Annotated in this window: 28 protein-coding genes; 15 read left to right on the top strand and 13 right to left on the bottom strand. The window is 45.8% G+C overall.

The window, feature by feature from the left end; all coding sequences use genetic code 11:
• Positions 1-25: 25 nt before the first annotated feature.
• The 8 genes from fliS to R8269_RS07615 all read left to right on the top strand — a co-directional run bounded on the left by fliS (position 26) and on the right by R8269_RS07615 (position 5278).
• Positions 26-412, top strand: a complete 387-nt coding sequence (gene fliS / locus R8269_RS07650; RefSeq protein ID WP_005375014.1) for a flagellar export chaperone FliS — start codon at positions 26-28, stop codon at positions 410-412.
• Positions 396-716 (top strand): hypothetical protein, encoded by a 321-nt coding sequence (locus tag R8269_RS07645; protein ID WP_005375013.1) that lies wholly within the window; start codon positions 396-398, stop codon positions 714-716. Before fliS ends, R8269_RS07645 begins: the two co-directional genes overlap by 17 nt.
• Positions 713-1786 carry a flagellar hook-length control protein FliK gene (locus tag R8269_RS07640; RefSeq protein WP_042521681.1) on the top strand — a complete coding sequence of 358 codons (1074 nt, stop codon included), beginning with the start codon at positions 713-715 and terminating at the stop codon, positions 1784-1786. Before R8269_RS07645 ends, R8269_RS07640 begins: the two co-directional genes overlap by 4 nt.
• Positions 1787-1808: 22 nt before the next feature.
• Positions 1809-2309, top strand: coding sequence for a flagellar basal body-associated protein FliL (gene fliL / locus R8269_RS07635; RefSeq protein WP_005375011.1), 501 nt, complete (start codon positions 1809-1811; stop codon positions 2307-2309).
• 12 nt (positions 2310-2321) lie between these two features.
• Positions 2322-3050, top strand: coding sequence for a FliA/WhiG family RNA polymerase sigma factor (locus tag R8269_RS07630; protein ID WP_005375008.1), 729 nt, complete (start codon positions 2322-2324; stop codon positions 3048-3050).
• A gap of 10 nt (positions 3051-3060) precedes the next feature.
• A complete protein-coding gene (motA, locus tag R8269_RS07625) occupies positions 3061-3918 on the top strand; it encodes a flagellar motor stator protein MotA (protein WP_005375006.1) in 858 nt (285 codons plus the stop codon).
• A complete protein-coding gene (locus R8269_RS07620; RefSeq protein ID WP_005375003.1) occupies positions 3918-4913 on the top strand; it encodes a flagellar motor protein MotB in 996 nt (331 codons plus the stop codon). The genes motA and R8269_RS07620 overlap by 1 nt, the downstream gene beginning before the upstream one ends.
• A 77-nt stretch (positions 4914-4990) precedes the next feature.
• Positions 4991-5278 carry a hypothetical protein gene (locus R8269_RS07615; protein WP_005375002.1) on the top strand — a complete coding sequence of 96 codons (288 nt, stop codon included), beginning with the start codon at positions 4991-4993 and terminating at the stop codon, positions 5276-5278.
• On the opposite strand, the gene R8269_RS07610 is transcribed toward R8269_RS07615, so the two are convergent.
• The 4 genes from R8269_RS07610 to R8269_RS07595 form a co-directional block, all read right to left on the bottom strand.
• Positions 5275-5493: a DUF6500 family protein gene (locus R8269_RS07610; RefSeq protein ID WP_318222501.1), complete on the bottom strand. Its 219-nt coding sequence runs from the start codon at positions 5491-5493 to the stop codon at positions 5275-5277. The two genes, R8269_RS07615 and R8269_RS07610, sit on opposite strands and share 4 nt — an antisense overlap.
• Before the next feature lie 10 nt (positions 5494-5503).
• Complete coding sequence (locus R8269_RS07605) at positions 5504-5881, bottom strand: PH domain-containing protein (RefSeq protein ID WP_005386881.1); 378 nt, start codon at positions 5879-5881, stop codon at positions 5504-5506.
• A 112-nt stretch (positions 5882-5993) separates the two neighbouring features.
• Positions 5994-6209 carry a TIGR02450 family Trp-rich protein gene (locus R8269_RS07600; protein ID WP_005374999.1) on the bottom strand — a complete coding sequence of 72 codons (216 nt, stop codon included), beginning with the start codon at positions 6207-6209 and terminating at the stop codon, positions 5994-5996.
• A gap of 138 nt (positions 6210-6347) precedes the next feature.
• The gene (locus tag R8269_RS07595; RefSeq protein ID WP_005374998.1) at positions 6348-6821 is read right to left on the bottom strand and encodes an HPP family protein; all 474 of its coding nucleotides are present in this window, start codon (positions 6819-6821) and stop codon (positions 6348-6350) included.
• A gap of 98 nt (positions 6822-6919) precedes the next feature.
• Between R8269_RS07595 and R8269_RS07590 the strand changes: the two genes are divergently transcribed.
• Positions 6920-7465 carry a TetR/AcrR family transcriptional regulator gene (locus R8269_RS07590; RefSeq protein WP_025768600.1) on the top strand — a complete coding sequence of 182 codons (546 nt, stop codon included), beginning with the start codon at positions 6920-6922 and terminating at the stop codon, positions 7463-7465.
• Between the two features lie 84 nt (positions 7466-7549).
• On the opposite strand, the gene R8269_RS07585 is transcribed toward R8269_RS07590, so the two are convergent.
• Together R8269_RS07585 and R8269_RS07580 are read right to left on the bottom strand one after the other, a co-directional pair.
• Entirely contained in the window at positions 7550-9988 is a 2439-nt protein-coding gene (locus R8269_RS07585) for a formate C-acetyltransferase/glycerol dehydratase family glycyl radical enzyme (protein WP_025768601.1), read from the bottom strand.
• A 2-nt stretch (positions 9989-9990) separates the two neighbouring features.
• Positions 9991-10932, bottom strand: coding sequence for a glycyl-radical enzyme activating protein (locus R8269_RS07580; protein WP_318222500.1), 942 nt, complete (start codon positions 10930-10932; stop codon positions 9991-9993).
• A 254-nt stretch (positions 10933-11186) separates the two neighbouring features.
• Here R8269_RS07580 and R8269_RS07575 point away from each other — a divergent pair, with 254 nt between their 5' ends.
• The gene (locus R8269_RS07575; protein ID WP_079401666.1) at positions 11187-11861 is read left to right on the top strand and encodes a fructose-6-phosphate aldolase; all 675 of its coding nucleotides are present in this window, start codon (positions 11187-11189) and stop codon (positions 11859-11861) included.
• Between the two features lie 109 nt (positions 11862-11970).
• Here the strand turns inward: R8269_RS07575 and R8269_RS07570 are convergent, their stop codons facing one another.
• The 5 genes from R8269_RS07570 to R8269_RS07550 form a co-directional block, all read right to left on the bottom strand.
• Positions 11971-12105, bottom strand: coding sequence for a hypothetical protein (locus R8269_RS07570; RefSeq protein ID WP_281419932.1), 135 nt, complete (start codon positions 12103-12105; stop codon positions 11971-11973).
• On the bottom strand, positions 12102-12530 hold the full coding sequence (locus R8269_RS07565) for a DUF2809 domain-containing protein (RefSeq protein WP_318222499.1): 429 nt from the start codon (positions 12528-12530) through the stop codon (positions 12102-12104). The genes R8269_RS07570 and R8269_RS07565 overlap by 4 nt, the downstream gene beginning before the upstream one ends.
• Positions 12517-13857 (bottom strand): cell envelope integrity protein CreD, encoded by a 1341-nt coding sequence (gene creD / locus R8269_RS07560; RefSeq protein ID WP_318222498.1) that lies wholly within the window; start codon positions 13855-13857, stop codon positions 12517-12519. The genes R8269_RS07565 and creD overlap by 14 nt, the downstream gene beginning before the upstream one ends.
• A 75-nt stretch (positions 13858-13932) precedes the next feature.
• A complete protein-coding gene (gene creC / locus R8269_RS07555; RefSeq protein WP_262665819.1) occupies positions 13933-15375 on the bottom strand; it encodes a two-component system sensor histidine kinase CreC in 1443 nt (480 codons plus the stop codon).
• The gene (locus tag R8269_RS07550; protein ID WP_318222497.1) at positions 15375-16085 is read right to left on the bottom strand and encodes a response regulator; all 711 of its coding nucleotides are present in this window, start codon (positions 16083-16085) and stop codon (positions 15375-15377) included. The genes creC and R8269_RS07550 overlap by 1 nt, the downstream gene beginning before the upstream one ends.
• A gap of 259 nt (positions 16086-16344) precedes the next feature.
• Here R8269_RS07550 and R8269_RS07545 point away from each other — a divergent pair, with 259 nt between their 5' ends.
• A complete protein-coding gene (locus tag R8269_RS07545; protein ID WP_005374970.1) occupies positions 16345-16857 on the top strand; it encodes a DUF2799 domain-containing protein in 513 nt (170 codons plus the stop codon).
• Between the two features lie 34 nt (positions 16858-16891).
• Here the strand turns inward: R8269_RS07545 and R8269_RS07540 are convergent, their stop codons facing one another.
• Together R8269_RS07540 and R8269_RS07535 are read right to left on the bottom strand one after the other, a co-directional pair.
• Positions 16892-17350: a GNAT family N-acetyltransferase gene (locus R8269_RS07540; RefSeq protein WP_033906688.1), complete on the bottom strand. Its 459-nt coding sequence runs from the start codon at positions 17348-17350 to the stop codon at positions 16892-16894.
• Positions 17351-17374: 24 nt separating this feature from the next.
• Positions 17375-17845, bottom strand: coding sequence for a GNAT family N-acetyltransferase (locus tag R8269_RS07535; RefSeq protein WP_033906687.1), 471 nt, complete (start codon positions 17843-17845; stop codon positions 17375-17377).
• A gap of 132 nt (positions 17846-17977) precedes the next feature.
• Between R8269_RS07535 and R8269_RS07530 the strand changes: the two genes are divergently transcribed.
• The 4 genes from R8269_RS07530 (at position 17978) to R8269_RS07515 (ending at position 23688) form a co-directional block, all read left to right on the top strand.
• Entirely contained in the window at positions 17978-19168 is a 1191-nt protein-coding gene (locus R8269_RS07530; protein WP_033906686.1) for an MFS transporter, read from the top strand.
• Positions 19143-20111: an HTH-type transcriptional regulator YidZ gene (yidZ, locus tag R8269_RS07525; RefSeq protein ID WP_005374957.1), complete on the top strand. Its 969-nt coding sequence runs from the start codon at positions 19143-19145 to the stop codon at positions 20109-20111. Before R8269_RS07530 ends, yidZ begins: the two co-directional genes overlap by 26 nt.
• A gap of 141 nt (positions 20112-20252) precedes the next feature.
• The gene (locus tag R8269_RS07520) at positions 20253-21122 is read left to right on the top strand and encodes a DMT family transporter (RefSeq protein WP_318222496.1); all 870 of its coding nucleotides are present in this window, start codon (positions 20253-20255) and stop codon (positions 21120-21122) included.
• Positions 21123-21510: 388 nt separating this feature from the next.
• A complete protein-coding gene (locus tag R8269_RS07515) occupies positions 21511-23688 on the top strand; it encodes an FUSC family protein (protein ID WP_005374950.1) in 2178 nt (725 codons plus the stop codon).
• Positions 23689-23691 lie beyond the last annotated feature (3 nt).

Genomic DNA, 23691 nt, shown 5'->3' with positions numbered 1-23691 from the left:
GGTTCCAAATTTAGGAGAAATATTCATGCTTATGGATTCTGGTTACGATTCGTACCAACAAGTCGATCTCGACGCTCAAGCGGCAGCAGCAAATCCACACCAATTGGTCATCATGTTAATCGATGGCCTACTCGATGAAGTTGAACGTATTCGCGGCCACCTAGCCGCAAATCGTTTGGCCGAGAAAGGGAATGGAATCAACAAATGCATGAACATCTTGATTGGACTAACAAGTGCTTTAGATGATGAAAACGGCGGTGAAATTGCGGAAAACCTACGCCAGCTGTATGACTTCTGCCAAGTCGAACTTTATTACGCTAGCGTGCAAAACGATGCAAATCGCTTGGTTAACGTTGAGCGTGTAATGGGTAACATTCGTGAAGGTTGGATGAATTTTGGACAACAAGCATAAAGTATCGCCAGAGCGATTCCGTCATTTATCTCAGCTCATCCAGTTCGCCGCAAAAACGGCCGATTGGCATGCGCTCAAGCGGTACGACTTGCAGTTGCGAGAGCTTTTGATCAGTCACAAGCCTTTTTTGAAAGATCCTAAGCTTGCACCTGAAATCCAGCGAGCGAAAACAGTGCACGCTAATGCCTTCGCAGTATTAGAGAAGTCGACCAACGAGTTGAAAAAAGAGATGAACATGGTCAATGACCATCAAGAACGCGCTATGGCCTATCAATTAGCAATGACCATGGAGCTAACTCAATGATCATACCTTCTTCAACTCAGTACTCAGTTAATTCGCCAGCTAACAATGAGGGTCACATCAAGCAAGCGAGCTCGGTACACGGCTTTTCTCATGGTTTTAAATCAGGGAACAAGCAGAATGGTGAGCAAGACTTTAACTCTGCGTCAGAGGTACCGAGTTTTCACCTTACGGCCTCTACTTTGAACAGCGCAAACAAAGTACAAAGTCATGGTTTTGATACTGATGACCGCTCAGCTTCAGATCCGGATGCCAACTTGACCAGTACACCAGGGTTAACAGAATCGACTGATCTTGCAGCGCAAGCTCAAGCTTTAACCCAGGGTATGATTACCATGGCAGAGAAGCAGGCTGAGAAACTAGGAAAAGCGTCATCTTTAATGGCTGCGAGCGAAGTTAAGTCTGTTACTCAAGATTCGTCTAACGCTATGTTAAACACATCATCAAAACAAGATGTGAAGCAAAGTCTGCCGACTTCATCGAGTTCGCGTTTGCCTATCTCCGGTGCTGAGTTTCAAACTCTTTTGAATCAACCTGTTCAAGGGCAACCAACCGCATCTCTACTTCAAGCACAAGCTCCTACAACACAACCTGCACATTCACCGGTTGCGACGAGTCATGTTCAAGCTCAAGGCTCTGAGTGGGCAGCGGTGCGTGTTGATACCACTGCCGGAAAGTGGGGGGAGCAAATGATGCAAGTTTTACATGATCGCGTGACGCTCCAAGCTCAACAAAATGTACAAGAAGCAAAAATCCGCCTAGACCCACCAGACTTGGGGAAACTGGATTTACTTGTACGTGTTGAAGGTGACCGATTGAGTGTCCACATCAACGCCAATGCCGCAGCAACACGAGAAGCTTTAATGCAAGTTTCGGAACGATTGCGTACTGAGTTACAAGAGCAAAACTTCGTTCATGTCGATGTCAATGTTGGCTCTGATCAAAACCAAGGTCGAAATGACCCACATGCAAACGAAGAAGACGCCAATATTTTCGCCGCACGAGAATCTGGTGCATTCCAAACCACGACAACAACTAACTATTCAGAACACTGGCTAAGCACTCAAGCTTAGTGAATCTTCGAGGAAAAAGGTTATGACCAAACAACAAATGATCGCCCTGTTTATCGCCATGATCATCACCAGTGCCCTCGTTTCGGCCGTCACAATTATGGGCGGAATCTGGTACTTAAACAAACACGCTCAAGAGTCACCTGACTCTGGTTCACTGATCGAAGACTCCCCACTGTCTTTTTTGGTCACAGAACAACCGACAAGCAAAGGTCCTAGCTTCCATCCTTTGGACAAAGTCGTTTTGACCGTTAAAGGCAAGAAACAGACTCACTTTGTGATGCTAGAACTGGCAATTGAGACACGCCGCCCAGAGCGTATCAAAGAGATCGATGAATACATGCCTATGGTACAAAACTCTCTATTAAAACTGTTTAGTGACAAAACGTTTGATCAGTTACAGCAAGCGGGTGCCATCGATATTCTGCAAGACGAAGTGAAGCAAACGCTTCTACTCGCTTTTGCAAAAACAGACATCGTCCGAGAAATCGACGATGTTTTGTTGACTAAATATGTTGTGCAATAACGGAGCACAACCATGTTAGACATGAATGTACAAGACACTTACACCACAGAAGAGGAAGTGACAACACCGTCACGACCAATTGATGAAAACGCATTGCTACAACGTCATCAGGTCATGGTAAAACGCGTAGTTAACCAGCTGCGCGTTCATGCCACTTCTCACTGTAGTATTGAAGATATGCAGCAGATAGGCCTCATCGCTCTAGTCGAGGCTGGACGCCGATATGGCGATGTTGACGATCCTCACTTTCCTGCTTTCGCCGTTTGTCGAGTTCGGGGAGCTATTTTAGACGAATTACGCCGACTAGATTGGCGTTCACGTAAGACTCGTCAACAAGCCCACGAGCTCAACGACGTGACTCGAGATCTCACTCGAACGTTAGGTCGAATGCCAACGGATGCCGAAATCATCCAGGCTTTAGGGACGAATGAGCAAGATTATTACAACCGCCAAAATGCCGCTCTCGCAGGCGAGATGCAAAGCCTTGACCAACTGATGGAGAGCAGCGGTGATAGCTACATTGGCGGGCAATACGATGGCATGGAACATGAACATATTCGTCGTAGTTTAGACAGTGCTTTGGGTAAATTACCTAAGCGCGATCAACTGCTCCTGACTCTGTTCTATCAACATGAACTCAACTTACACGAAATAGCTCTGGTATTGGATCTGACACCACCTCGTATATGTCAGCTTCACAAACAAGCGCTGAAACAACTCAACCAATTAATGTCCTCTTAGGAGTCACAAGATGCAAAAGTTTTTTGGAGTGCTCACTATCCTGGTGTGCGTCTTCGGTGGATATATGTGGGCCGGTGGTAGCTTAGGTGCTATCTGGCAGCCAGCCGAATTCCTTATCATTATTGGCGCCGCTGCTGGTTCTTTGATCATCGGTAATCCGCCTCATGTACTGAAAGAAATGCGTCGCCAAGTGCCAGCGACCATTAAAGGTCCAACAGAAGAGCATGAGTACTACATGGAATTAATGGCACTACTCAACAACTTGCTAGAGACAGCGAGAAACCGCGGATACAAGTTTCTGGATTCTCATATTGAGGCTCCGGAGCAAAGCTCTATGTTCCTCGCTTACCCGACGATCGCAGAAGATCATCGCCTAATTTCTTTCATTACTGACAATTTACGTTTAATGGCAATGGGACAGATGTCGCCTCATGAATTAGAGGGACTGCTAGAGCAAGAAATCGAAGCAATACAGAACGAAATGCTTTTACCTTCACGCTCACTACAGCGTACAGCAGAAGCACTACCTGGCTTCGGTATTCTTGCAGCAGTTGGTGGCATCATTATCACCATGCAAGCTATTGATGGCTCAATCGCTATGATTGGTTATCACGTTGCGGCAGCTCTCGTTGGTACATTCATTGGTATTTTCGGTTGTTACTGTGGCTTAGATCCACTAAGTAACGCCATGGCTCAGCGAGTAAAACGTAATATGACTGCTTTTGAGTGCGTTCGTGCAACCTTGGTTGCCTACGTAGCGAAAAAGCCGACATTGCTCGCCATTGACGCTGGTCGTAAACATATTCAGCTAGACATCAAACCAACATTCAACCAAATGGAGAAGTGGTTAGCTGAACAGGAGGGATAATGCAAAAACAAGAGCATGTAGTGTTCAAACGTGCCAAAGTATACAGCCATGATGAGTCGTCTCATGGCGGCGCGTGGAAAGTCGCGTTTGCTGACTTCATGATCGCCCTAATGGCGCTGTTTCTTGTACTTTGGGTTATGCAGGTGGTAGACAAAGAAGAGCGTAAAGCGATTGTTGCCCACTTGCATAGTTCAAGCGTATTCGACAAGAGTTACGGCAACCCATTTGATACGTCACAAAGTATTTCTCCTATCGACTTGGCACAGGACTCTTCTGTGCCAAGTAAACACAACTCCAACCATGTAGTAAGCTCTTACTTTAAAGGTGATGGGGATGGACCAGAAATTGATTCTTTGATTCCTGGTAACTTCGATACTCAAGAGCAACTTGCCGCACTAGCGAAAGTAATTGAGCAAATGACTGCCCAAATTAATGCGCAGGGAAATGTAAACGTCACGGTGACACCACAAGGTTTGCGTATCGTCCTTCAAGATGATTACAAACAGCATATGTTCAGCCGTGGTGGTGCAGAACTTACTCCTTTTTTTGAAGATTTACTGCTCGCACTAGCACCTGTATTTCATCGTGTTAACAACCCTCTGATCATCAGCGGACACACAGATGCAATTCCATTTAAAAAGCGTTTTGGTCGTCAATCTAACTGGGCGTTATCAGCCTCTCGAGCAGACGTAGCAAGAAATACGTTAGTTGAAGGCGGTATGCCGGATGATAGAGTAATGCAGGTAACGGGTATGTCAGATAGAGCGCTGCTTAATCCTGATGAGCCAGATTCTAGCGAAAACCGTCGTATTGAGCTGTTTGTTTTAACGACTCCTGCCGCTAAAGTGCTTGAGACCCTTTTTGGCAACCACCAAGAAAGCGAACTGCAAAAAGCGAAAGATAAGGCTGAATTCAACCAACCAGTCATTCGTCAAGAAGTCATCAATTACTCCGGCGATACCGCCACCAGCGAAGTAAAAATTCAAGAATTATAATCTTAAAAGGTCACCACTCTGATGGTGACCTCTCTAACCAAAGCCTCTGTTACTGTGACTTTTTAGTTGAGTTCTATATGCACATAACATCATCCGAAAAAAGAAAAAGCGACTTACTAAAGAAAGCCTTTTTATGGCTCATTGTCTTCGATTACCTTTTATTGGCGTTTTTCTTAACTCAGCTATCAAGTATGACACTAAACAGCGGAACCATGATCAGCTTGTTACTTGTTGTTTATAACGTCTTACTTGTTTCGCTATGTTTTCAACGAACCAACAAGCAGGACTCTTACATTATCTACCCTGTTTTGTCCGCAACGTTATTAGCATTTGTCTGCTTTCTTTACTTCTTTTTTTTAATTTAGCTCCCCGACTCGACCATTGATTTTATTTTTACTGCTTTTTCGAAGTGGTCGAGCTGATGAGTCTGAATCCACCACGTAGCCGCTTCCATCAACAGCTCTGGGTCGTCATTTTTATTAGCGAAAAACGCATAAAATGAGAGACCAACCAATTCACCTTTACTCGCGATCTTTTTGTCACAGACCTCTATAATTTTGTCTCTCAGCGAAGCTATCATTTCTAATCCCTTAACCTAGTACATACTCACTAACCATACGGTTGAAAGAAATCAAATCAAACGAGCCTTTAATTTCAAAACGCACTCTTCCCACCTCACTCATGAAGAACTCGATTTCACAATCCAAATCAAAAGTACCAGAGGTCTCGATAGAAAATGCATTGATCTTACTGTAAGGCAAAGAAGTGTAATCCACTTTTGAGCCGGTAATCCCTTGCACATTTGCCGCTATCACTCGCTTGTTCGTAAACACCACTTGGTCACGAACTGTTTTAAAAGCAGCGAAAATAGTCTCACCATCAATCAAGAACTTAAGGAAGTCTTCTCTGGCATTAGAAACGTCAATCGGCTTAAGCTTAAATACAGAGGAATTGTCGAAATCAATCATAATTAATCCTTTGAGTGGGCGTTAGAACGAATTATCAACGTATCAGATAGCACCACTTTTGCCTACTCGCAACGCACGTTTCTGCTTGATTCGCCCAACAACGAAGCGTCACTCACTTCCACCCTTGCATCCATTGCTCAGAGTCTTTTAGGTCTTGCCAGTTCATCTCTCGGTCGCGTTTACTCATGACTGCCTCGATGACACATCTCACAACGTTACCATCTTCATCTAGTTCCATTTCCGTCACGACAAAATGCTTCTCTTTGTTTTTAGGTGAAATTGCCGTCCATTTACTGTGCAATAGTTTCTTAGGGTGGATTCTGTTCATCGCATTGTACCAATTTAACTACCATGTTGATGTATACGACTGAATACCAAGAGAGAATCAGATTTTGTTTTTGCAAACCGACAAAAGATAAAACCGCAAAAGAGATCACTCCCTTTCGCGGCTCTAACTACAATCCGACTAGGTCTTCTGACCATTCAGTCGAGGGTTTAAGTACTGACTTTGTAGCAACTGTAACCCTTTACCGACCAGAACAATCACTACCGCGCCAATCAGGACAGGCGTGAAGAGAAAACTCCATCCCTGCCCAGACGCCATGATCAAAATTGGATTTGCCCCCGCAGGTGGATGAGTGGTCTTCGTAATCAGCATCGCAGACACACCTAGCCCCGTCGCAATCGCGAGCGTGACCGGCGTGACGTCAACATACTGGCTAAACGCAATACCGATAGATGCCGTAATGAAGTGACCAATGATCACGTTTTTTGGTTGAGCGAGAGGGCTGCTAGGCACCCCAAACACCAGTACTGCGGTAGCACCAAATGGTGCCATCAGGAGTACAACCTCCGTCAGTGATACCTCAGCGTAGGACAATACGCCAATAGCCAACGTAGCGCCAAGCCCGGCAACCAACGATAAAATTAAATTATTCATAAACACCTCAAAGTAGACCGAATTGTCTACAAAATAAAATAGACAAATCTGTCTACCTTTGTCAATATGTGTTTATGGAACTTTTTGAGGACGTAGTTATGAACAAAAAGAAACAGTTATTGATCGACACAGCTTTGTCACTGTTTTATAAACAAGGCATCAACTCTATTGGCATCAATGAAGTCCTCAATGTTTCCGGCGTGGCTAAACGCACGCTATATAACCATTTTGAGAGCAAAGAAGCGCTTATCATCGCCGCATTAGAACAACGCCACCAAGTATTTATGGAATGGTTGGAGGAAAAGCTTTCTTCAGCACAAACGTGCGCGGAGGTGATCGATCAGTTATTTACAGCACTCAACGGCTGGTTTCATGGCTCTGAAGAAAAGTTGGGCGAGTTTCGCGGTTGCTTTTTCATCAATACGTCCGCGGAATTCAGTGACGACAGTGGCGAGATCGCAACGTATTGCCGCTACCATAAGCAGCAAGTCAGAGAGCTAATTCATCACTATCTCAAATCAGACAACGCTGCATTACTCGATGCCATTTGCATCATGAAAGAGGGCGCGATCACTACCGCTTACATGACGAAAGAGTACGACAACATCACGAAGAAATGCGTGACCATTTTGCACAAGCTTTAATGCGTTCAGGTATAGTCATTTGCGGATTAAGTATGCAAACCAAAGGCACCAATCGGTGCCTTTCGTTTTAGTTAGTGAGTGTACTTACAGCTCGTGCTCGGTACGAGCAATGATATCGTCTTGAGCATCTGGTGATAGCGCGGTGAAGAAGGCTGAGTAGCCTGCAACTCGCACAACCAGATCACGATATTGTTCAGGGTTCTTCTTCGCTGCTAGCAAGGTCTCGCGAGAGACGATGTTGTACTGAACATGCCAGCCTTTGTGGTGGTTGAAGAAGGTGCGAATCAACATAGAAAGCTTGAGCTTGTCCCCTTCAGACTCAACTGCTGCCGGGCTTAACTTCTGGTTAAGCAGCACGCCACCAAGGATCTTATTCGCTTGAATCTTACCAACCGAGTTGTACACTGCCGTTGGACCTAAACGGTCTGAGCCAGATGACGGGCTTGCACCTTCTGCCAATGGCGTTTTCGCTTTACGACCATCTGGCGTTGCCATGGTTGAAGCACCGAATGGGACGTTTGCCGAGATACTTGATGTACCTGCGTAGTAACCGCCGCCAATTGGACCACGCCCATGACGCGTATTAACGAACTGCTCTAGCTCATCAATGTACACTTGGTAAGCGTCTGCCAATAGTTGGTCTACCGCGTCATCATCGTTACCGTATTTTGGTGCAAAGTTGATAAGACGTTGGCGAAGCTGTTCGTTCTCCATGCCATCGAAATCTTCTGCCAATGCTTTTGCTAGCTGTTGTTGTGAGATAAGGGGCTGAGTGATTTGCGCATCATCGAAAACAAGGTGCTTGATGGCAGCTAGGCTGTTACCCAAGTTCGCGATACCGACTTGCAAACCAGATACCCAATCGTATTTCGCGCCACCTTCTTTCACGGTTTTACCGCGAGCCAAACAGTCATCCACCAGCGTTGAACAGAAAATGTCTTGAGCTTGCTGTTCAAGTACGCTGTCGACTACAGTATCAATCTCAATCGATTTACGGGTGTAGTAGCGGATTTGCTCTGCCCAAGAAGCGGTCACTTGCTCAAAGTTCTCAAAGTTGCCTTTTGCTAATGACTTATCGTGTGGCAAGAAAGCTTTACCCGTTGTTGCATCCACACCTTCGTTCAATGAAGCTAGCAAGATACGGGCGAAGTTAATGAAGCTCATGCCCGTACAACGGTAACCCCATTTGCCCGGAACTGCGGTCTCGATACAGCCGATAGATGCGTAGTTGTAAGCGTCTTCTTTCTCTACACCAAGCTTGATGAATTCAGGAATAACAATCTCATCGTTGTTGAACGCTGGCATACCGAAGCCGCATTTAATCACTTCAATACAGCCCATTAAGAACTCTTGGTTTAAACCTTCATGGTAACGCACACTCAAGTTAGGTTGCGTCGAACGTAACTGACCACAAGATTCCAGAATCACCCAAGAAAGTGGATTCACTGCATCTTCAGGCTCACCTTTTTCATTCAACTTCTGACCGCCGATACACACGTTTTGATACAACGGAGAACCTGCGGAGGCTTTTGAGTGCGCGCCAGAGCGAATCTTGTTTACTTCAAGCAACTTCAACCAGCAGCTTTGTAGCAACTCTAGTGCAAAGTCTTTTTCAATCGCGCCGTTTTCGATATCGCGAACATAAAACTCGTTGAGGAATTGGTCCATACGACCGAAAGAAACCGAGTGACCGTTCGATTCGATTTGTAACATCAACTGAACGAAGTAGCTCAATTGCAGTGCTTGCCAGAAGTTTTCTGGTGCGTGGCTTGCTACATGACGACAGTTTGCCGCAATGCTTTCTAACTCAGCTTTGCGTAGCGGACGCGTCTCTTCTAGCGCCATTTTTGCCGCCAATTCAGCGTAGCTCACCATGTGGTCTTGAATGGCAAGCAGTACAATTTCGACCGATTTGTAGAACTGCTCTTTCTTCAAGCCTTCAAAGGTCGAAACATCATTGTTAGCACGGTGCTGACGAACATCCTCTAGCAAGCCGTTCATGCCTAGCTTCAAGATTTTTTCGTTATCCACCGCAAGGTGCGCGTCACCCGAAGTCATGTTGCCTTCGGCTTTAATGATGGTGCTAGCTAAGATCTCTTGCTGCTCATCAGTAAACAAGCCATAACAACGGTCTTGAACGGTTTTACCACGCCAATACGGTGTGATGCTGTGGATGCTTTGCTTATCTTCTTCAGTGACCGCAAAGCCTGCACCAGGACGGTCGGCTAGCTCATCAATTTCCGCTTCAATCCAACGTACTGTGTATTCAGGGAAAATAGGTGCAGCGCGCACTTTGCTCGCTTGGTTACCGACGATCAATTCATCGTGTTTAATCCAAATAGTACGAGTGCGTAAGTGCTCTTGCAGCGCCAGCGCACGTTGGACAATTACAGGTTTGTCTTCGTTTGCTTGATAAGCACGAGTGTATGCCTCTGCACGCTCGGTACAGACAGGTGGCGTTACGATATTTACCAGTGCCGATTTGTGCGCTTTGATACGCTCAGGAAGGTAATTCAGGTCCATAGTTAACCTCTTACAATCACGTTAAGTTGGGTGTTTTCGCTTGCATATTGCATGGCGCTTTCTAGCAGTTCTGGTTTGTTTAATGGCTTGTCAGAACACTCGTAAGGCATATCGAGCAAACGGTATTTATTGATGCCGAGCGTGTGGTACGGCAGCAAGTGAAGTTCTTGGCAGCTTTCTAGTGAAACCGCAAAATCGATGATGTCTTTCAACTCTTCGATGGTGTCATTGAACCCCGGTACCACTGGAACGCGAATCACAATGCGTTTCGCGATAGGTGCCAGTTTTCGGAAATTGTCTTTGATGCGTTTTAGTGAACCTTTCGCCCAGCTAAGAAACTTTTCTTCGTCGGTATGTTTTAAATCCGCCAACCAGCAATCAATATGCGGCGCGGCTTTTTCGACGTTCTTCCACGGCACATGCATGCACGATTCAATAGCGGTAGAGACTTGGTTGTCATGCAGACGCTGCGCGAGTTCTGCCACCAAATCCGCTTGCATGAGTGGCTCACCACCCGAGAAGGTCACGCCACCTTGGCTTTGGTCGTAGAAAGGTTTGTCTTTCATCAAGGTGTCGAACAGCATGTCTGATTTTGCATCTTCACCACAGACGGTCAGTGCTTGCGTAGGACATACGTTTCGCAGCGCGATCAGTTGGTCTTCTTTGATGGCTTTGCGATTGATGATGATCTGGTTGTCGATGCGTTGAATACCATCGCTCACCGTTTCACTACCCGCCGTGGTTTGAGTCGTAGCTTGATACGCAGAAACGCACAGCTGGCAATCTTCCATGCAGCTTCGCTGATCAAACAACAGTGAATGCTTTTCGCTGCGGCTTTCTGGGTTTTGACACCAAGGGCAAGACAAGCTGCATCCTTTAAGAAAAAGAATGGAACGAATGCCATCGCCATCATGGGTAGAGAATCGTTGGATATTGAAATACATCTCTGCTTGCCTCTTGGTCTGTGCTACCGCTGTGTACTTAATCTGTTTCTTGCTGGTTAAGTCTTATCAGCGGCTTTTCTTTGTTCGAACTGAAAGCTTCATTTGACCCTTTACAAGTTTCACTTAACTTTCATTTAATGAAATTATTATAGTTTCAAATGAAATTTCAATTGATCAAAATCAAGATCTCGTTCGATTGTCAGATCTATAGTGATCCCATCATCAAAACGAAGATTTTGTTTAAGGTAGAAACCATGATTGAACTTTATTTAGATACTGCTGATGTGGCAGAAGTAAAACGCTTTAACCAATGCCTACCGCTAAAAGGCGTGACGACAAACCCAAGCATTTTGGCGAAGTCAAAACAGGGACTGAATGAAACCCTAGCAGGCATGCAAGAAGCACTTGGCGGTAAACCTCGCTTTCACGCTCAAGTCGTGAGTTCAACCGTCGAAGGTATGGTGGCAGAAGCGCGCCAACTGAATGAATTGCCTTACGATATGGTGGTAAAAGTGCCAGCAACAGAAACCGGCTTGGCAGCAATTAAGCTAATGAAAAAAGAGGGAATTCAGGTTCTTGCTACTGCTATCTATTCAGCTCAACAAGGTTTCCTAGCGGCACTGTGCGGTGCTGACTACCTAGCGCCTTACGTAAACCGCATTGATGCGATGAACGGCAATGGTGTTGAAGTGGTCGCGGATCTTCAATTGTTGCTCGATCAAAACCAACTACCAGCGAAGATTTTGGCAGCCAGTTTCAAGAACACTCAACAAGCGATGGAGGTGATGAAACTGGGTATCGAAGCCATTACTCTACCAACTGATGTGGCGGCACAAATGTTCGCTCACCCAGCAGTAAAACCGGCGGTTGAACAGTTCGATAAAGACTGGAAAGAGACGTTCGGCGAGAAACTTTCATTTGAAAGCTAATTAAAAGTAGCAGCTAGACGTCTCAATGAATAATAAAGGGAATCTTAACTCACCCTGTGCGCCGGTGAGTTTAAGATTCCCTTTTGTATTTCATATAAACAGGTGAGGTTTACAGCAGTTCTCTATTGGTCAGTGACCAAAGGTACACGCGCTTGAGTAAACTGATTTTGATCCTTTTACGAATACCTCGTTTGGAATGTCGACGTCGGTCTGGTAGCGCAATAGCTTTCATCTCGGTTTTCATTTCTTTTCCATCCACCAACACAGTAGACCTCCGATGCAGTAAGCCAGCAGATCTTTCCAATCAAATGTAGCGCCCAAAATTACAGCCAGAGGCGATGAAGATTCGATACCAAGCCAAGCTACAACCTGAAGCAATTGCCCCAACTCGACAGCAAACGCAATCAACACCACCAATGAAACCAGCCAGTTAACGGGCATAGAGAACATACTTGCAAGAAAGTAGTAGAGCCAAACCACAACGAGAACATCACCAACTGTCGGACGAATAAAGCTGTCTCGAACATAGAGCGCAATAACGACCAATGCGATAAAACACACCAAGCTTTTCAGTCCATTTTTTACCGAAAATCGCAGGTGGATAGCGCACGTTTCTTCCACCATATTGCTTGGTTGACCAGTAAGAGTGACTCGTTTAAACATCTTCATGATTCGCCTTTGCACTTTCTGCTGCTTTCTTATTTCGTGCGTACCAGTCGATGTTGCGTGTAATAACCATAGTGAAGCTCAGAATCGCGAAACACAGTAATGTACCCATGACCAATGCGTAGCTTTCTGCTTGTAGCAAGCCAAACAGTAATCCGTAGAGAGTAAGTAAACACGCTCCGAATATCGCGCCGTGTTTGGTGTTGCTCAACATACCGCTCACATACACACTTAAAAGCCCCGTCGATGCGACTGCTGACACCACATACGCCCAGTTAAAGCCGAGGTGTTCACTCATCGAAATCAGCAATAGATAGAAAAGCGCTAAAGCCAGACCAATAAAACCGTATTGTACTGGGTGAACCGGACGCGCTTGGAACAGCTCCAGCAAGAAGAAACTCGCAAACACTAATGTGATAACCAACAGTGAATAGTTCACAGCTCGATGGGACTTCAAATAGTGATCAACGGGGTCAATCAAATCTACGCCCATTTGTCGCTGTTCAAGCTCGTGACAAGCGTGATTCGATGACAAACAGCTTTGGAACAGCTGCGCGATATTGGTAGAGAAGTTATTGCTCGCCCATTGTGCGTTAAATCCATCTTCAGATACCTCTGACGACACTGGTAAGTAATCACCGATAAAGCTTGGATGCGCCCATTTTGAAGAGAGCTCAACCGTTGTTTGACTGCCGATTGGTGTGACTTGAAGCTGCCCCATCCCTTGCAACAAGAAGTTAAGATCGAATGCCAAAGGTTGTTCTGCGTTTAGGTCTGCAAGTGTCAGATCACTGTGGAAGCCTTGTGGTAACTGATTTAACCCCGTTCCCGGTGCGACTTCGATATCAGCACTCGCCATGGTCATGTCATCCAAACGAATCAATCCACGGCTGTCTTCAATGCCAACCACTAGGCTCATGTTTTCAATATCAAGCCCCTGCAACGCCGCGAGATCGTCTGCATCAAAAGTGCCTTTCAGTGCCACTTGTGCTTTGTATAAACGCGCGCGGTAAATGCCTCGGTACTTTTCAAAACTGTCCAGATTCGCGCTCATATCAAAAGTGCTAGGTAGGAGGAATTTACGACGCTCTTTAATCTGTACTTTGTCATCTCGGTAACTGGTTTCGGTGTAGTTAACCATGATGAATGGACCAATGATGCGCTGTTCGCCGCTGCTGCTGCGTGCGATGTCGTTTCTGACTTCATCTTGGCGATATGAGCGTTCTGAGATCAGTCCTGTGACCATTGAAAGCGGGATTTGCAGTAAGACAAACAAAAACAGCACGAAAGCGAACTTCGTGCCGAGTTGGTTATTGAGGATCTTTTTCATGTTTCATTCTCCATTTGCTGATGGAAGTAATCTAAATCAGCAATTTGGAGAACGAATGGAGCTAATGTGGAGTTTCTATGGAGTTGGTAAAATCAGGGTCACTTTCACGCCAGAATCGACGTTTTCGACTTGCAACTTACCTTTGTGTAGCTTGGTCACTTGCTCAACAAAATTCAGCCCGAGCCCAGTGCTCTTAACGCCATTTTCCCGAGCAAGGGAATAGAAGCGCTCGGTCAAACGAGGCATCGCATAGTCGGGAATATGAGAACCTGAATTGAAAATCGACAGGCACACTTTCTCTTTCGTGACCTCAGTTTTCCATTCAATACGGCCCTCTGAATGAACAAAATCCAGCGCATTGTCCATCAAGTTAAAAACGGCTTGTTTCAGCAAGAAGGCATCACCAAACACGGAGAGATGGTCATCAATTTGGATTTTGGCAGTGACCGACTTAGCACTCAAGCGCGCATCCGCCGATTCAACCACTTCATTGACCATTTGTTTTAGCGAGATAGCTTCGACTTGTTCTAGCTCAGGGCGCTTTTCAAGACGAGCAAGTTCTAGCAACTTATCAATCAATGACTGCATGCGGTCGCTTTCTCGCTCAATGTTGCCAGCAAAGCGCGTGACCTTTTCTTCAGGCAACGGCATTTGCAATATTTCACTCGCGCCTTTAATCGCTGATAACGGGCTTTTCAGCTCATGAGTCAGCGTCTGTACGTACTCTTCCACATATTGTTTACCATCGAGCTGATTGCGCATTTTCTCCAATGCGTCGCTTAGCGTGCCGTACTCATAAAAGATACGAAATGTCGGCTTAGAGACCTTTTCACCCTCACCCATTTTGGTCGCGTAGTCTTCTAGCTTGTTCAGTGCCGAGTGAATTCGCCAAGCAAACAATGCCCCTGCCAATAGCACTAAACCACTCATCCACACCATCCAAAACAATACATTGCGTTTAGAAAGATCGATGAAAGGTTGTACTGAGCGATTGGATTTTGCCACCGTTACGCTGCCAATGATTTCACCTTTGTGGTAAATGGGCGCAGCCACGTGCATAACGGTTGAGAGCGGATCTTTCGGGTCTTCGATGGTACTGCGCGCGCCGTATTGACCACGCAACGTGAGATAAACATCGTTCCATTGCGAGTAGTCTTTGCCTACGTCTTGCTGCCAAGAATCCGCAATCACAATGCCTTGTTTGTCGGTAATGTAAATTCGATGGTTGATCGCTTTTTTGCCAATTTCCCAAATGCGCGCTTGAGGCTCTCGCTGCCCATAAGCCGCTAATAGTTTGGAGAAGCGACTCTCAGACAACTTTCCGTTTGCAACGTCCTCTTCTGCCAATACCGCGAGCAAGTTCGCCATATCCACCAGCGTCTCTTCAGTGGTTTGACGCACGGTTGGCTTGAGTTCTTGGACGACCGTTTTGCTCACCATGTAAGCCGTCATCCCGACTAAGATGAAGTAGAGAAAAAACAGTCTGAGTCCAAGCGGGATCTTCGGCCAGCGATTCATCATTCACCTTTAATGCAGTAGAAGTAACCAAAGCCACGCTTGGTACAGATACGTTCAGACATCCCAAACGGCTTCAACTTATGGCGAATAGCTTTGATGTGGGTATCGATATTGCGCTCGTACGCAGCCTCTGGCGCCATGTCTGCCGCGATCATAAGTTGCTCTCGACTCAATACATTGGAAGAGACAGAAATCAGTTTATCGAGGATCTTGAACTCCACCGCAGTTAACCCAAGCATTTGCCCGCCAACACCATAATCGAAGTTTTGCGCGACTAAATCTTGGTTCAATTGAGGCTGTTCTGGAACAGCTACAGGTTCTGGTTTGTGCTCCATCATTGGCGCTTTAGCTTTGATTCGAAGTTTAATGCGAGCCAACATTTCACGCGGGCTAAATGGCTTAGTCACGTAATCATCCGCGCCAATCTCCAAGCCGACTACGCGGTCAATTTCATCGCTTCTTGCGGTGAGAAAGATAATGGGAATATCAGAAAACTCACGGATGGTTTTGCACAATTCAAAACCATTGCCATCCGGTAAGCCTACGTCTAACACAAGTAACGCTGCAGAGTTATGCTGCAAAAAGGCCAAGCCCTCTCCTGCCGTTGCAAACCACTCTGCGTGGTAGCCATCCATCTCTAATACATGAATCAGGTTCTCTGCGATGGCAGATTCATCCTCGATAATAAGGACGGTGGGTTGTTCGCTCAATGTCTTAGCCTCATTGACGGTGTTTATCTTTATGTTGGTATTATCACTTAATTTGGGGCCAAGGCTAGTGGATTGATGCAGCAAAGGCGCAGTTCGTGGATAATACTAATCAAACACACTTCTATTCAGCATAATAAATTTATCACTTAGATTAATGAGTCACCACAATTGTGAATACAATGATTTCAACCATTGATATGAACAGTGTTCATTTTAAACTCAAGTTATCAATTCGATTTTATTTAAAGGACAGTCACTGATGAAAAGAGCGCTAATCCCCCTGGCTTTACTGACTTTGCTCTCAGGTTGCGCCAGCATGTCTCCGGATGAGTGCAAAACGGCGAACTGGTACAACGTAGGTTATCAAGATGGCCGAGATGGCAACGATCCAAACATTATCAATAGCTATACCGAAGACTGTGGTGAAGCGGGTGTGACACCCGACCGAGCGAAATGGAAAGAAGGCTTTGATAAAGGCACTATCCAATATTGCTCACCAGACAATGGGTACACTGTCGGTATCGAAGGCAAAGAATACTACGGTGTGTGCAGCAGCAAAGAGTTCATTGAGAACTACCAGTTAGGTCATCAAGAATATCAACGCCAGCAACGCATCCAACAAATCGATACTGAAATCTCGGTCATCGATAATCAGCTTGATGGCAATCCAGACAAAGACAATGCCAAGAGACTGAAAGAGAAGAGAAAGCGATTGGCTGACGAGCGTTCAAGCCTCCTATCGCCAACCATCAACTTGAATCTGAATTTCTAAATCGATTGGATTTAGCTTCTAAAAATTCATGGCCCTAGCTCAGTTCTAGGGTCATGAATTGACTGTTCGGATCGAGTTCGTAATCCCCGAACGGCTCGCAGTACACAAAGCCATGCTTTTCATACAACAGGCGCGCTGGTTTAAAAAACTCCATCGAGCCCGTTTCTAAACTCAAGCGCTGCAAACCTTTTTGCTTCGCTTGCTCAATCACATGAATCAATAATTGAGATGCCACACCTTGGTTTCTTGCCGTAGGCGTGGTGCGCATGGATTTCAGCTCCGCGTGTTGGTCATCCAACTCTTTAATCGCCGCACACCCAAGCAGTTGCTCACCTTTCCATCCGGTCCAAAACGTCACTTCTGGCGCTTTGAGCTTATCTAAATCTAACGCATGCACGCTTTCTGGTGGCGATGTAGCGTACATGTCCTGTAAATGTCCTTCCAACATCGCAATCACTTGCGGCCGTTCTAAATTGTCGATTTCAATTCTCATCTTTCCATCCTTGGTTTTTCATAGCTAAAGCGGCTGTCTCATAATGTGCTGCGGTCCAACTGGGCCGCCGTGGTAAAGCTCATTGGTATCTTCAAACCCTGATTTTAAATAGCACTGATAAGCAGGTATGTTGCGGCAATTCACAGTGAGATAAAGCGCATCAAACTCGGGATAATGGCGTTTGGCGAAATCGGCAAACTGTTGAATGGCTTGCTTGGCGATGCCTTTGCCTTGATGACGGTGATCCACCAGCAAAGCCCGCACGCCTAAACTGTTTTCCGGGCAAAAATCGTATTTCTCACTGTAAGCTGCATCAAATAGAAAAAAGCCAACCACATCATCGTCTGTCAAAATCAGATGCGGAAGTTCTGTAGGTTCAAGACGCGTAAGCATTTCACCCACATCCGCGACCGTAAACTGCGATTGCTCTTCTAGCACGCTAAGTTCGCAAGTTTGTTCATGTCGCTCAGGCGAATACTTTTCAATAGTAATCATAATCTTCCTTGTTGTTTTTATGCTCAATTCATACAGGGTATGTCGTAAATAGAAATACCTAGTGTCGTATTTCCCACTCGCAGGCAAACGTTTAGCACTCTATTATCCTCGCCATTCGATAGAGAGGTTTCCATGTCCCGTTTTTTACTTTGTAGTTTTGCACTCGTTTTACTCTACCCTACTGCCATTGATTTGTATCTTGTTGGTTTGCCTCAAATTGCGTCAGATCTCAACGCCAGTGAGTCTCAGTTGCATATTGCGTTTTCGATCTATTTAGCTGGCATGGCTACCACCATGTTATTCGCGGGGAAAATTGCAGACTCTGTGGGACGAAAGCCTGTTGCCGTCGTCGGCGCGATGATCTTCGTGCTCGCGTCTTTTCTCGGCGGGATGGCTGAGCAACCAAACACTTTCTTGATTGCTCGCTTTTGCCAAGGCATCGGGGCTGGATCTTGCTATGTCGTCGCATTCGCGATTTTACGCGACACGTTAGACGATGAACGCCGCGCGAAAGTATTGTCGATGCTCAATGGCATCACCTGTATCATTCCAGTGATCGCACCCGTGATTGGTCACTTGATTATGCTGAAATTTCCTTGGCCGAGTTTGTTTACCACGATGGCAGGAATGGGCATTCTCGTCAGTGTATTGGCCATTTTTGTTCTCAAGGAATCACTACCCAGCCAACAAGGTGAAGAACAGACAACGCCAGAGAGCCATCAAGAGACGTTCTTCGAGCGATTTTTTATCAGTAGGCTGATCATTACTGCACTTGGAGTGACCACCATCCTGACCTTTGTTAACGCTTCACCAATTGTTGTGATGAGTATGCTTGGTTTTGATCGCGGTGGCTATTCTTCCATCATGGCGGGGACTGCGACGATCAGTATGTTGATTTCGTTCTCTGCGCCATTGGCATTGGGGATTTTTAAGCAGCGAACCTTAATGATCACCTCTCAAGTATTGCTCGCTTGTGCAGGCATCGTGCTCAGTGCTGCCCATTTCCATGATGGACAATCTCATTACTATGTGTTCGGACTTGGGTTGATTTGCGCTGGTTTCGCTTGTGGCTTTGGCGTGGCCATGAGCCAAGCGCTCAGCCCATTCTCTCAACAAGCTGGCGTGGCGAGCTCGTTACTGGGCATTGCTCAAGTTTGTAGTTCCGCGTTCTATATTTGGTTTATGGGTTTCATCGGCGTTAGTGCACTGAATATGTTGTTGTTTATCTTGGTGTTAGGTAGCGTAATCAGCCTTGCTCTAATACTATTGATTCCAAAGCCTGTTCACGATACCCATTATGAAGAAATCCCTAGCGCGACTTGATTTAAACTTACTGTTCACTCTGCAATTATTGTTGCAAGAGCAAAGCGTCTCGAAAGCCTCGAAAAAGCTGAACGTTACGCCCTCTACCGTAAGTAAGTCGCTCAACAAACTTCGTCATTGGTTCGATGATCCTTTGTTTGTCAAAACACCTAAAGGTCTTGCGCCAACGCCTTTGGCACAAAGCATGGAGCAAGATCTCGCAGAATGGCTGCAAATTGGCAGCCAAATTGCAGAAAAACGCAGCGATATTACGCCTAAAGGAGTGCGTTTTGATATCACGATTGAGTCGCCATTAGTGCTCACAGTGCTGGACAGACTCATCGTCGCTATCCACCAGCGATACCCTGAAGCGAAAGTAAAAACCAGTAACTGGGATTACGATTCACTCGACGCCATCATTCGAGGAGAGGCGGATATCGGTTTTACCGGCCGAGAGAGTCACCCGAGATCGAAAGAGTCGTTGGATCTTCTGCCGTATTTCTTGGATTTTGAGATTCTATTTTATGACCTGCCGATGGTGTATTTACATAAAGATCATCCGGCATTACAGCAAGAGTGGAATCTCGAGACCTTTCTGAGCTACCAACACATCAATATTGTTTGGGAAAAAAGTGAAACTTGGGCGTTGGATGAAGTATTAACGGAACTAGGGCTACAGCGCTCTATCGGGCTGACGATGTCCAACTTTGAGCAATCCCTTTTTATGGCAGCGCAGCCGACGCATGACATGATCACCACCGCGCCGCACTATTGCAAAAGTTACACAGAAAAGCTGCATCTCGATTTGGTGTGCTTGCCAATTCCATTAGACCAAGCTCAACAAGACAAGTTACTGATTCCATTTACCATGATTTGGCATAAACGCAATGCGTACAATCCCAAATTGCTATGGTTGAAAAACACCATTAAGTCATTGTACAAACAACCTTCCCAACCACAGTAAGACTCAGGCTAAGGTCAGGTTTTCTCTGGTTATTTTTAATGACTTTCTTGCTCTGATAGCTATAACTAATCACTTTATCAACTAATAAAAATGTTCTTTTGGATCTACACTAGCTGTTCATTTACACGCTAAGGGCCAAGGATGTCGACCTTTTTACTCACTGCTATTGCAATGCTGGCGTTCGCCGCCAATTCATTATTGTGCCGACTTGCCTTGGCCGAAGGGTTAATTGATGCAGGAAGCTTCACTCTCGTTCGATTGATATCCGGTGCGATTACCTTAATCGCATTGCTTGTCGTGAGAGGTCAGTGGAAAACCGATCGGCCAACTTCTCGCTTTCGCTTTTTTGCTGGCGTGGCGTTATTTGGTTACGCTGCCCTTTTCTCTTTCGCGTACTTACAACTGGCGACAGGAACCGGTGCTTTGCTTTTGTTTGGTGCCGTGCAACTGACGTTACTGGCCATCTATTGGTGGCAAGGTGAGCGCTTTCAGTTTCTCGAAATCATCGGTATCGGCCTTTCGATTGTTGGCTTTGTTTGGTTAATGTTGCCATCTGCCACTCGCCCCGATATCAGTTCTGCACTTCTCATGTTGATTTCTGGCGTTTGTTGGGCTGCGTTTACTGCGCTCGGCAAACAAGCGCCTTCTCCAAGTAGTGGCATCACATGGGGGTTTATCGCTGCATCTATAATTGGCATACTCCTATCACCATTGATGCTGTCCTCAATCCATCTCTCTTTGAGCGGAATCTTGCTCGCTATCACGTCTGGCGCCATTGCATCTGGCCTTGGGTATACGCTTTGGTATCAAGTCATGCGTAAGCTCTCTTTACTTCAAGCCGCCGTCAGCCAACTTTCCGTGCCAGCCATTGCTTTGCTGTTAGGTACCGTCGTACTCCACGAGTCTCTTTCACTGCATACACTTTTAACCAGTGGCATCATTCTTGGTGGTATCGCTTTGGTTTTTTTATCTCGATCCAAAAAAACAAGCGAACAATCGGCAAGCCGATAAAAAATAATAACTTTCCCTCTCAAATACCCATTCATCATCTATGCTTTTTAAAGCAGCAAAGCTCATTGCAGATGGTACGAGTGGCCTGCTTTAGTATCAGGCGAAGGATATAAGGTGAGAATTGGCTCGCACAACACGACGATTTTGTTTCAAAAGTGAGAATCGTCACAGATCGCGATTTTGCTCGTTTTAGGCGTTTCGTCAATAACGCCAAGGGCTAGCGCGAGATCGAGCCAAATACGCACTTTGTGTTTTGACAAAGGGTTTACAAAGCACACTTTTTCACCCGCTATATTCCGCCCCCCGAATTTATTCAGAACAAGATTCTGATTATTCACATAAGAAATTCATCAACTTATAACGATAAGCCTGAGCAAACTTTGACACTATGAACGACAAAATAAAATTCGCTATTAAAGTATCGCTTAGCCTGACTCTGGCTTATCTAATCCCGTTTGCCATGGGTTGGCCGCAAGCATCGACGGCCGCAACCACAGTGATGCTGATTGCATCCACAGGCAGTCGTCGTGAATCCCTCGCCAAAGGTACCTTACGTGTGTTCGGTACGTTGGTTGGCGCCGTCGTTGGCTTGTTACTGGTGGGATTGTTTGCCCAAGACCGCTTGCTGTACATGCTGAGCGTGTCGGTTGTGGTCTCTTTCATTTTTTACTTCCGTAATGCCTATCAAAAAGATCCAACGCTACTCATGCTGACCGGTGTGATGACGCTGATGATGTCCAATGGCGGTGACGCAGAAGGTGCGTTCCTTTATGGCGTTGACCGCGCCTATATGACGGTGTTTGGGGTGGTGGTTTACACACTCGTGGGAACTTTCTTATTCCCGACCAAAACAGAACAAAACCTAAGACAGCTCATCGAACAACTCAACCAAGCACAACGCGCGTTGTTCACCGCTATCTTGCAAAATTTCGAGCAAAAATCGGCAGGGCAAATCTCTCCTCAAGAAGGCGGAGAAGAAAATCCAGAAGCGGAAGAGCCACAACCTCCTAGCGTGGACACTCTCATCGAACAGATGTTTGCCGCTCAAAATGCGCTCGAACAGCGTTTTGCCACGGTCAGTGTGGAATGCAGTGACGTGTCGGCCTACATGAAAGAGTGGCGCTTGGCGGTTCATTTGAACAAGCAAGTAACGCAACAATTGACCGTCGCGGCGCACAGCCACTTTAGCCACCAGCAAGACCGTGAAAGCATCAGCAACTTTGATCAAGCCGTGGCGGAAATTGACGCGCTATTTGATACCTGCCAACAAGTCTGGGACGAAAAAGAGCCCGCTTATCGTGCTCAGGAGTTCAAAGTCGAATACAACCAAGCGTTGCTTGAAGATGCAGCTCACCTAGAGAAAGGCTCTGCGCTTACGCTTGGTCACCTATTGGAACTGATGCATCAAAACTTGTCGCGTTTAGCGGAGAGCATTAGCTGCATTGACTCTGTGACGAACAATGTCTCCTTTGACGTGCCACTGCCGAAACCGAAAGGCAAGTTTCTATGGTGGGACGCAGAAAACTTTAAAACTGCGGTCAAAACCTTTGTTACCTATTGGGTTGCAGGACTGATTTGGATTTATTTCAATCCACCAGGCGGCTACTCGTTCGTGGTCTTCTCGACCATGTTTATGTCTTTGCTGTCGTTCGTGCCTGTGCACCCAATTTTGTTGCTTGTGCTGTTCACTTTCGGCTTCTTGTTCGCGGTACCTTCTTACGTCTTCATCCTTCCGCAATTGGATCTCGGATTAGAACTTGGCCTGTTTATCTTTATCTACACCTTTATCGGTTTTTATCTGTTTAACGGGCCAGTGACGATTTTCTATATGATTGGCTTGTTTGTTCTCGGTTTAGACAACAACATGTTTTATCACTTCGGGATCCTCATGACGATCATGCTGTTGTTCTACATGGTGGTGTTCATGATTATTTTCGCGCACTACTTCCCGTTTAGCTCACGACCAGAACACCTCTTTTTGACCATAAAAGAACGCTACTTCCGACATACCCGAGAGCTGTTCACTACCTATCAACAGCAGTCTAGCTCGGTTATTACGCCGCTCAAACGGGCCTTACACTTGGTGACGCTCAATGTCTCATCGAAAAAGCTCAAAGTCTGGGGTTCGAAAATCAACCACAAACACTTTGATAAAACCACGCCAGAAGCGATTGGCGCGTTTAGCAAAGCGTGTGATGTACTCAGTAATCACATCAACATCTTAATGGCCGCCGAGAAAAAGTTGATGACCAATCCACTAATTACTCAGCTTCGCCAACAGCACCGCGATTCCATCATTCCTTTGATGGCGGGCGCTTTAGCCAGCCATCAAGCAACACAAGAACTCGACTCCGTATTCGACCAATACAGTCAAGATTACCAAACATTCGAAGATAAACTGGAAGATTTTTTTAGTGAGTTGGATTTATCTGACTACGCTTATTCAGAGATAGCCGGTTTTTATATCTTGCTGAATTTAAAACGGAACGTGTTCGAAGCAATCAAGCATTGCAAGCAAACCTACGAGGATATCGATTGGGTGAACTTACAACAGAAGCGTTTTTAAAGG

It is taken from the genome of Vibrio sp. Vb0667 (assembly GCF_033391095.1).
This window is presented reverse-complemented; position numbering and strand designations above follow the sequence as displayed.

Coding starts and splice junctions, on each gene's coding strand:
- fliS (WP_005375014.1), top strand. CDS start 26: ATGCTTATGGATTCTGGTTACGATTCGTACCAACAAGTCGATCTCGAC.
- R8269_RS07640 (WP_042521681.1), top strand. CDS start 713: ATGATCATACCTTCTTCAACTCAGTACTCAGTTAATTCGCCAGCTAAC.
- R8269_RS07545 (WP_005374970.1), top strand. CDS start 16,345: ATGAAAAGAGCGCTAATCCCCCTGGCTTTACTGACTTTGCTCTCAGGT.
- R8269_RS07535 (WP_033906687.1), bottom strand. CDS start 17,845: ATGATTACTATTGAAAAGTATTCGCCTGAGCGACATGAACAAACTTGC.
- R8269_RS07615 (WP_005375002.1), top strand. CDS start 4,991: ATGCACATAACATCATCCGAAAAAAGAAAAAGCGACTTACTAAAGAAA.
- R8269_RS07540 (WP_033906688.1), bottom strand. CDS start 17,350: ATGAGAATTGAAATCGACAATTTAGAACGGCCGCAAGTGATTGCGATG.
- R8269_RS07585 (WP_025768601.1), bottom strand. CDS start 9,988: ATGGACCTGAATTACCTTCCTGAGCGTATCAAAGCGCACAAATCGGCA.
- creD (WP_318222498.1), bottom strand. CDS start 13,857: ATGAAAAAGATCCTCAATAACCAACTCGGCACGAAGTTCGCTTTCGTG.
- R8269_RS07610 (WP_318222501.1), bottom strand. CDS start 5,493: ATGATAGCTTCGCTGAGAGACAAAATTATAGAGGTCTGTGACAAAAAG.
- R8269_RS07595 (WP_005374998.1), bottom strand. CDS start 6,821: ATGAATAATTTAATTTTATCGTTGGTTGCCGGGCTTGGCGCTACGTTG.
- R8269_RS07580 (WP_318222500.1), bottom strand. CDS start 10,932: ATGTATTTCAATATCCAACGATTCTCTACCCATGATGGCGATGGCATT.
- creC (WP_262665819.1), bottom strand. CDS start 15,375: ATGAATCGCTGGCCGAAGATCCCGCTTGGACTCAGACTGTTTTTTCTC.
- R8269_RS07590 (WP_025768600.1), top strand. CDS start 6,920: ATGAACAAAAAGAAACAGTTATTGATCGACACAGCTTTGTCACTGTTT.
- R8269_RS07570 (WP_281419932.1), bottom strand. CDS start 12,105: ATGAAAACCGAGATGAAAGCTATTGCGCTACCAGACCGACGTCGACAT.
- yidZ (WP_005374957.1), top strand. CDS start 19,143: ATGAAGAAATCCCTAGCGCGACTTGATTTAAACTTACTGTTCACTCTG.
- R8269_RS07600 (WP_005374999.1), bottom strand. CDS start 6,209: ATGAACAGAATCCACCCTAAGAAACTATTGCACAGTAAATGGACGGCA.
- R8269_RS07530 (WP_033906686.1), top strand. CDS start 17,978: ATGTCCCGTTTTTTACTTTGTAGTTTTGCACTCGTTTTACTCTACCCT.
- R8269_RS07630 (WP_005375008.1), top strand. CDS start 2,322: ATGTTAGACATGAATGTACAAGACACTTACACCACAGAAGAGGAAGTG.
- fliL (WP_005375011.1), top strand. CDS start 1,809: ATGACCAAACAACAAATGATCGCCCTGTTTATCGCCATGATCATCACC.
- motA (WP_005375006.1), top strand. CDS start 3,061: ATGCAAAAGTTTTTTGGAGTGCTCACTATCCTGGTGTGCGTCTTCGGT.
- R8269_RS07515 (WP_005374950.1), top strand. CDS start 21,511: ATGAACGACAAAATAAAATTCGCTATTAAAGTATCGCTTAGCCTGACT.
- R8269_RS07565 (WP_318222499.1), bottom strand. CDS start 12,530: ATGAAGATGTTTAAACGAGTCACTCTTACTGGTCAACCAAGCAATATG.
- R8269_RS07620 (WP_005375003.1), top strand. CDS start 3,918: ATGCAAAAACAAGAGCATGTAGTGTTCAAACGTGCCAAAGTATACAGC.
- R8269_RS07575 (WP_079401666.1), top strand. CDS start 11,187: ATGATTGAACTTTATTTAGATACTGCTGATGTGGCAGAAGTAAAACGC.
- R8269_RS07520 (WP_318222496.1), top strand. CDS start 20,253: ATGTCGACCTTTTTACTCACTGCTATTGCAATGCTGGCGTTCGCCGCC.
- R8269_RS07605 (WP_005386881.1), bottom strand. CDS start 5,881: ATGATTGATTTCGACAATTCCTCTGTATTTAAGCTTAAGCCGATTGAC.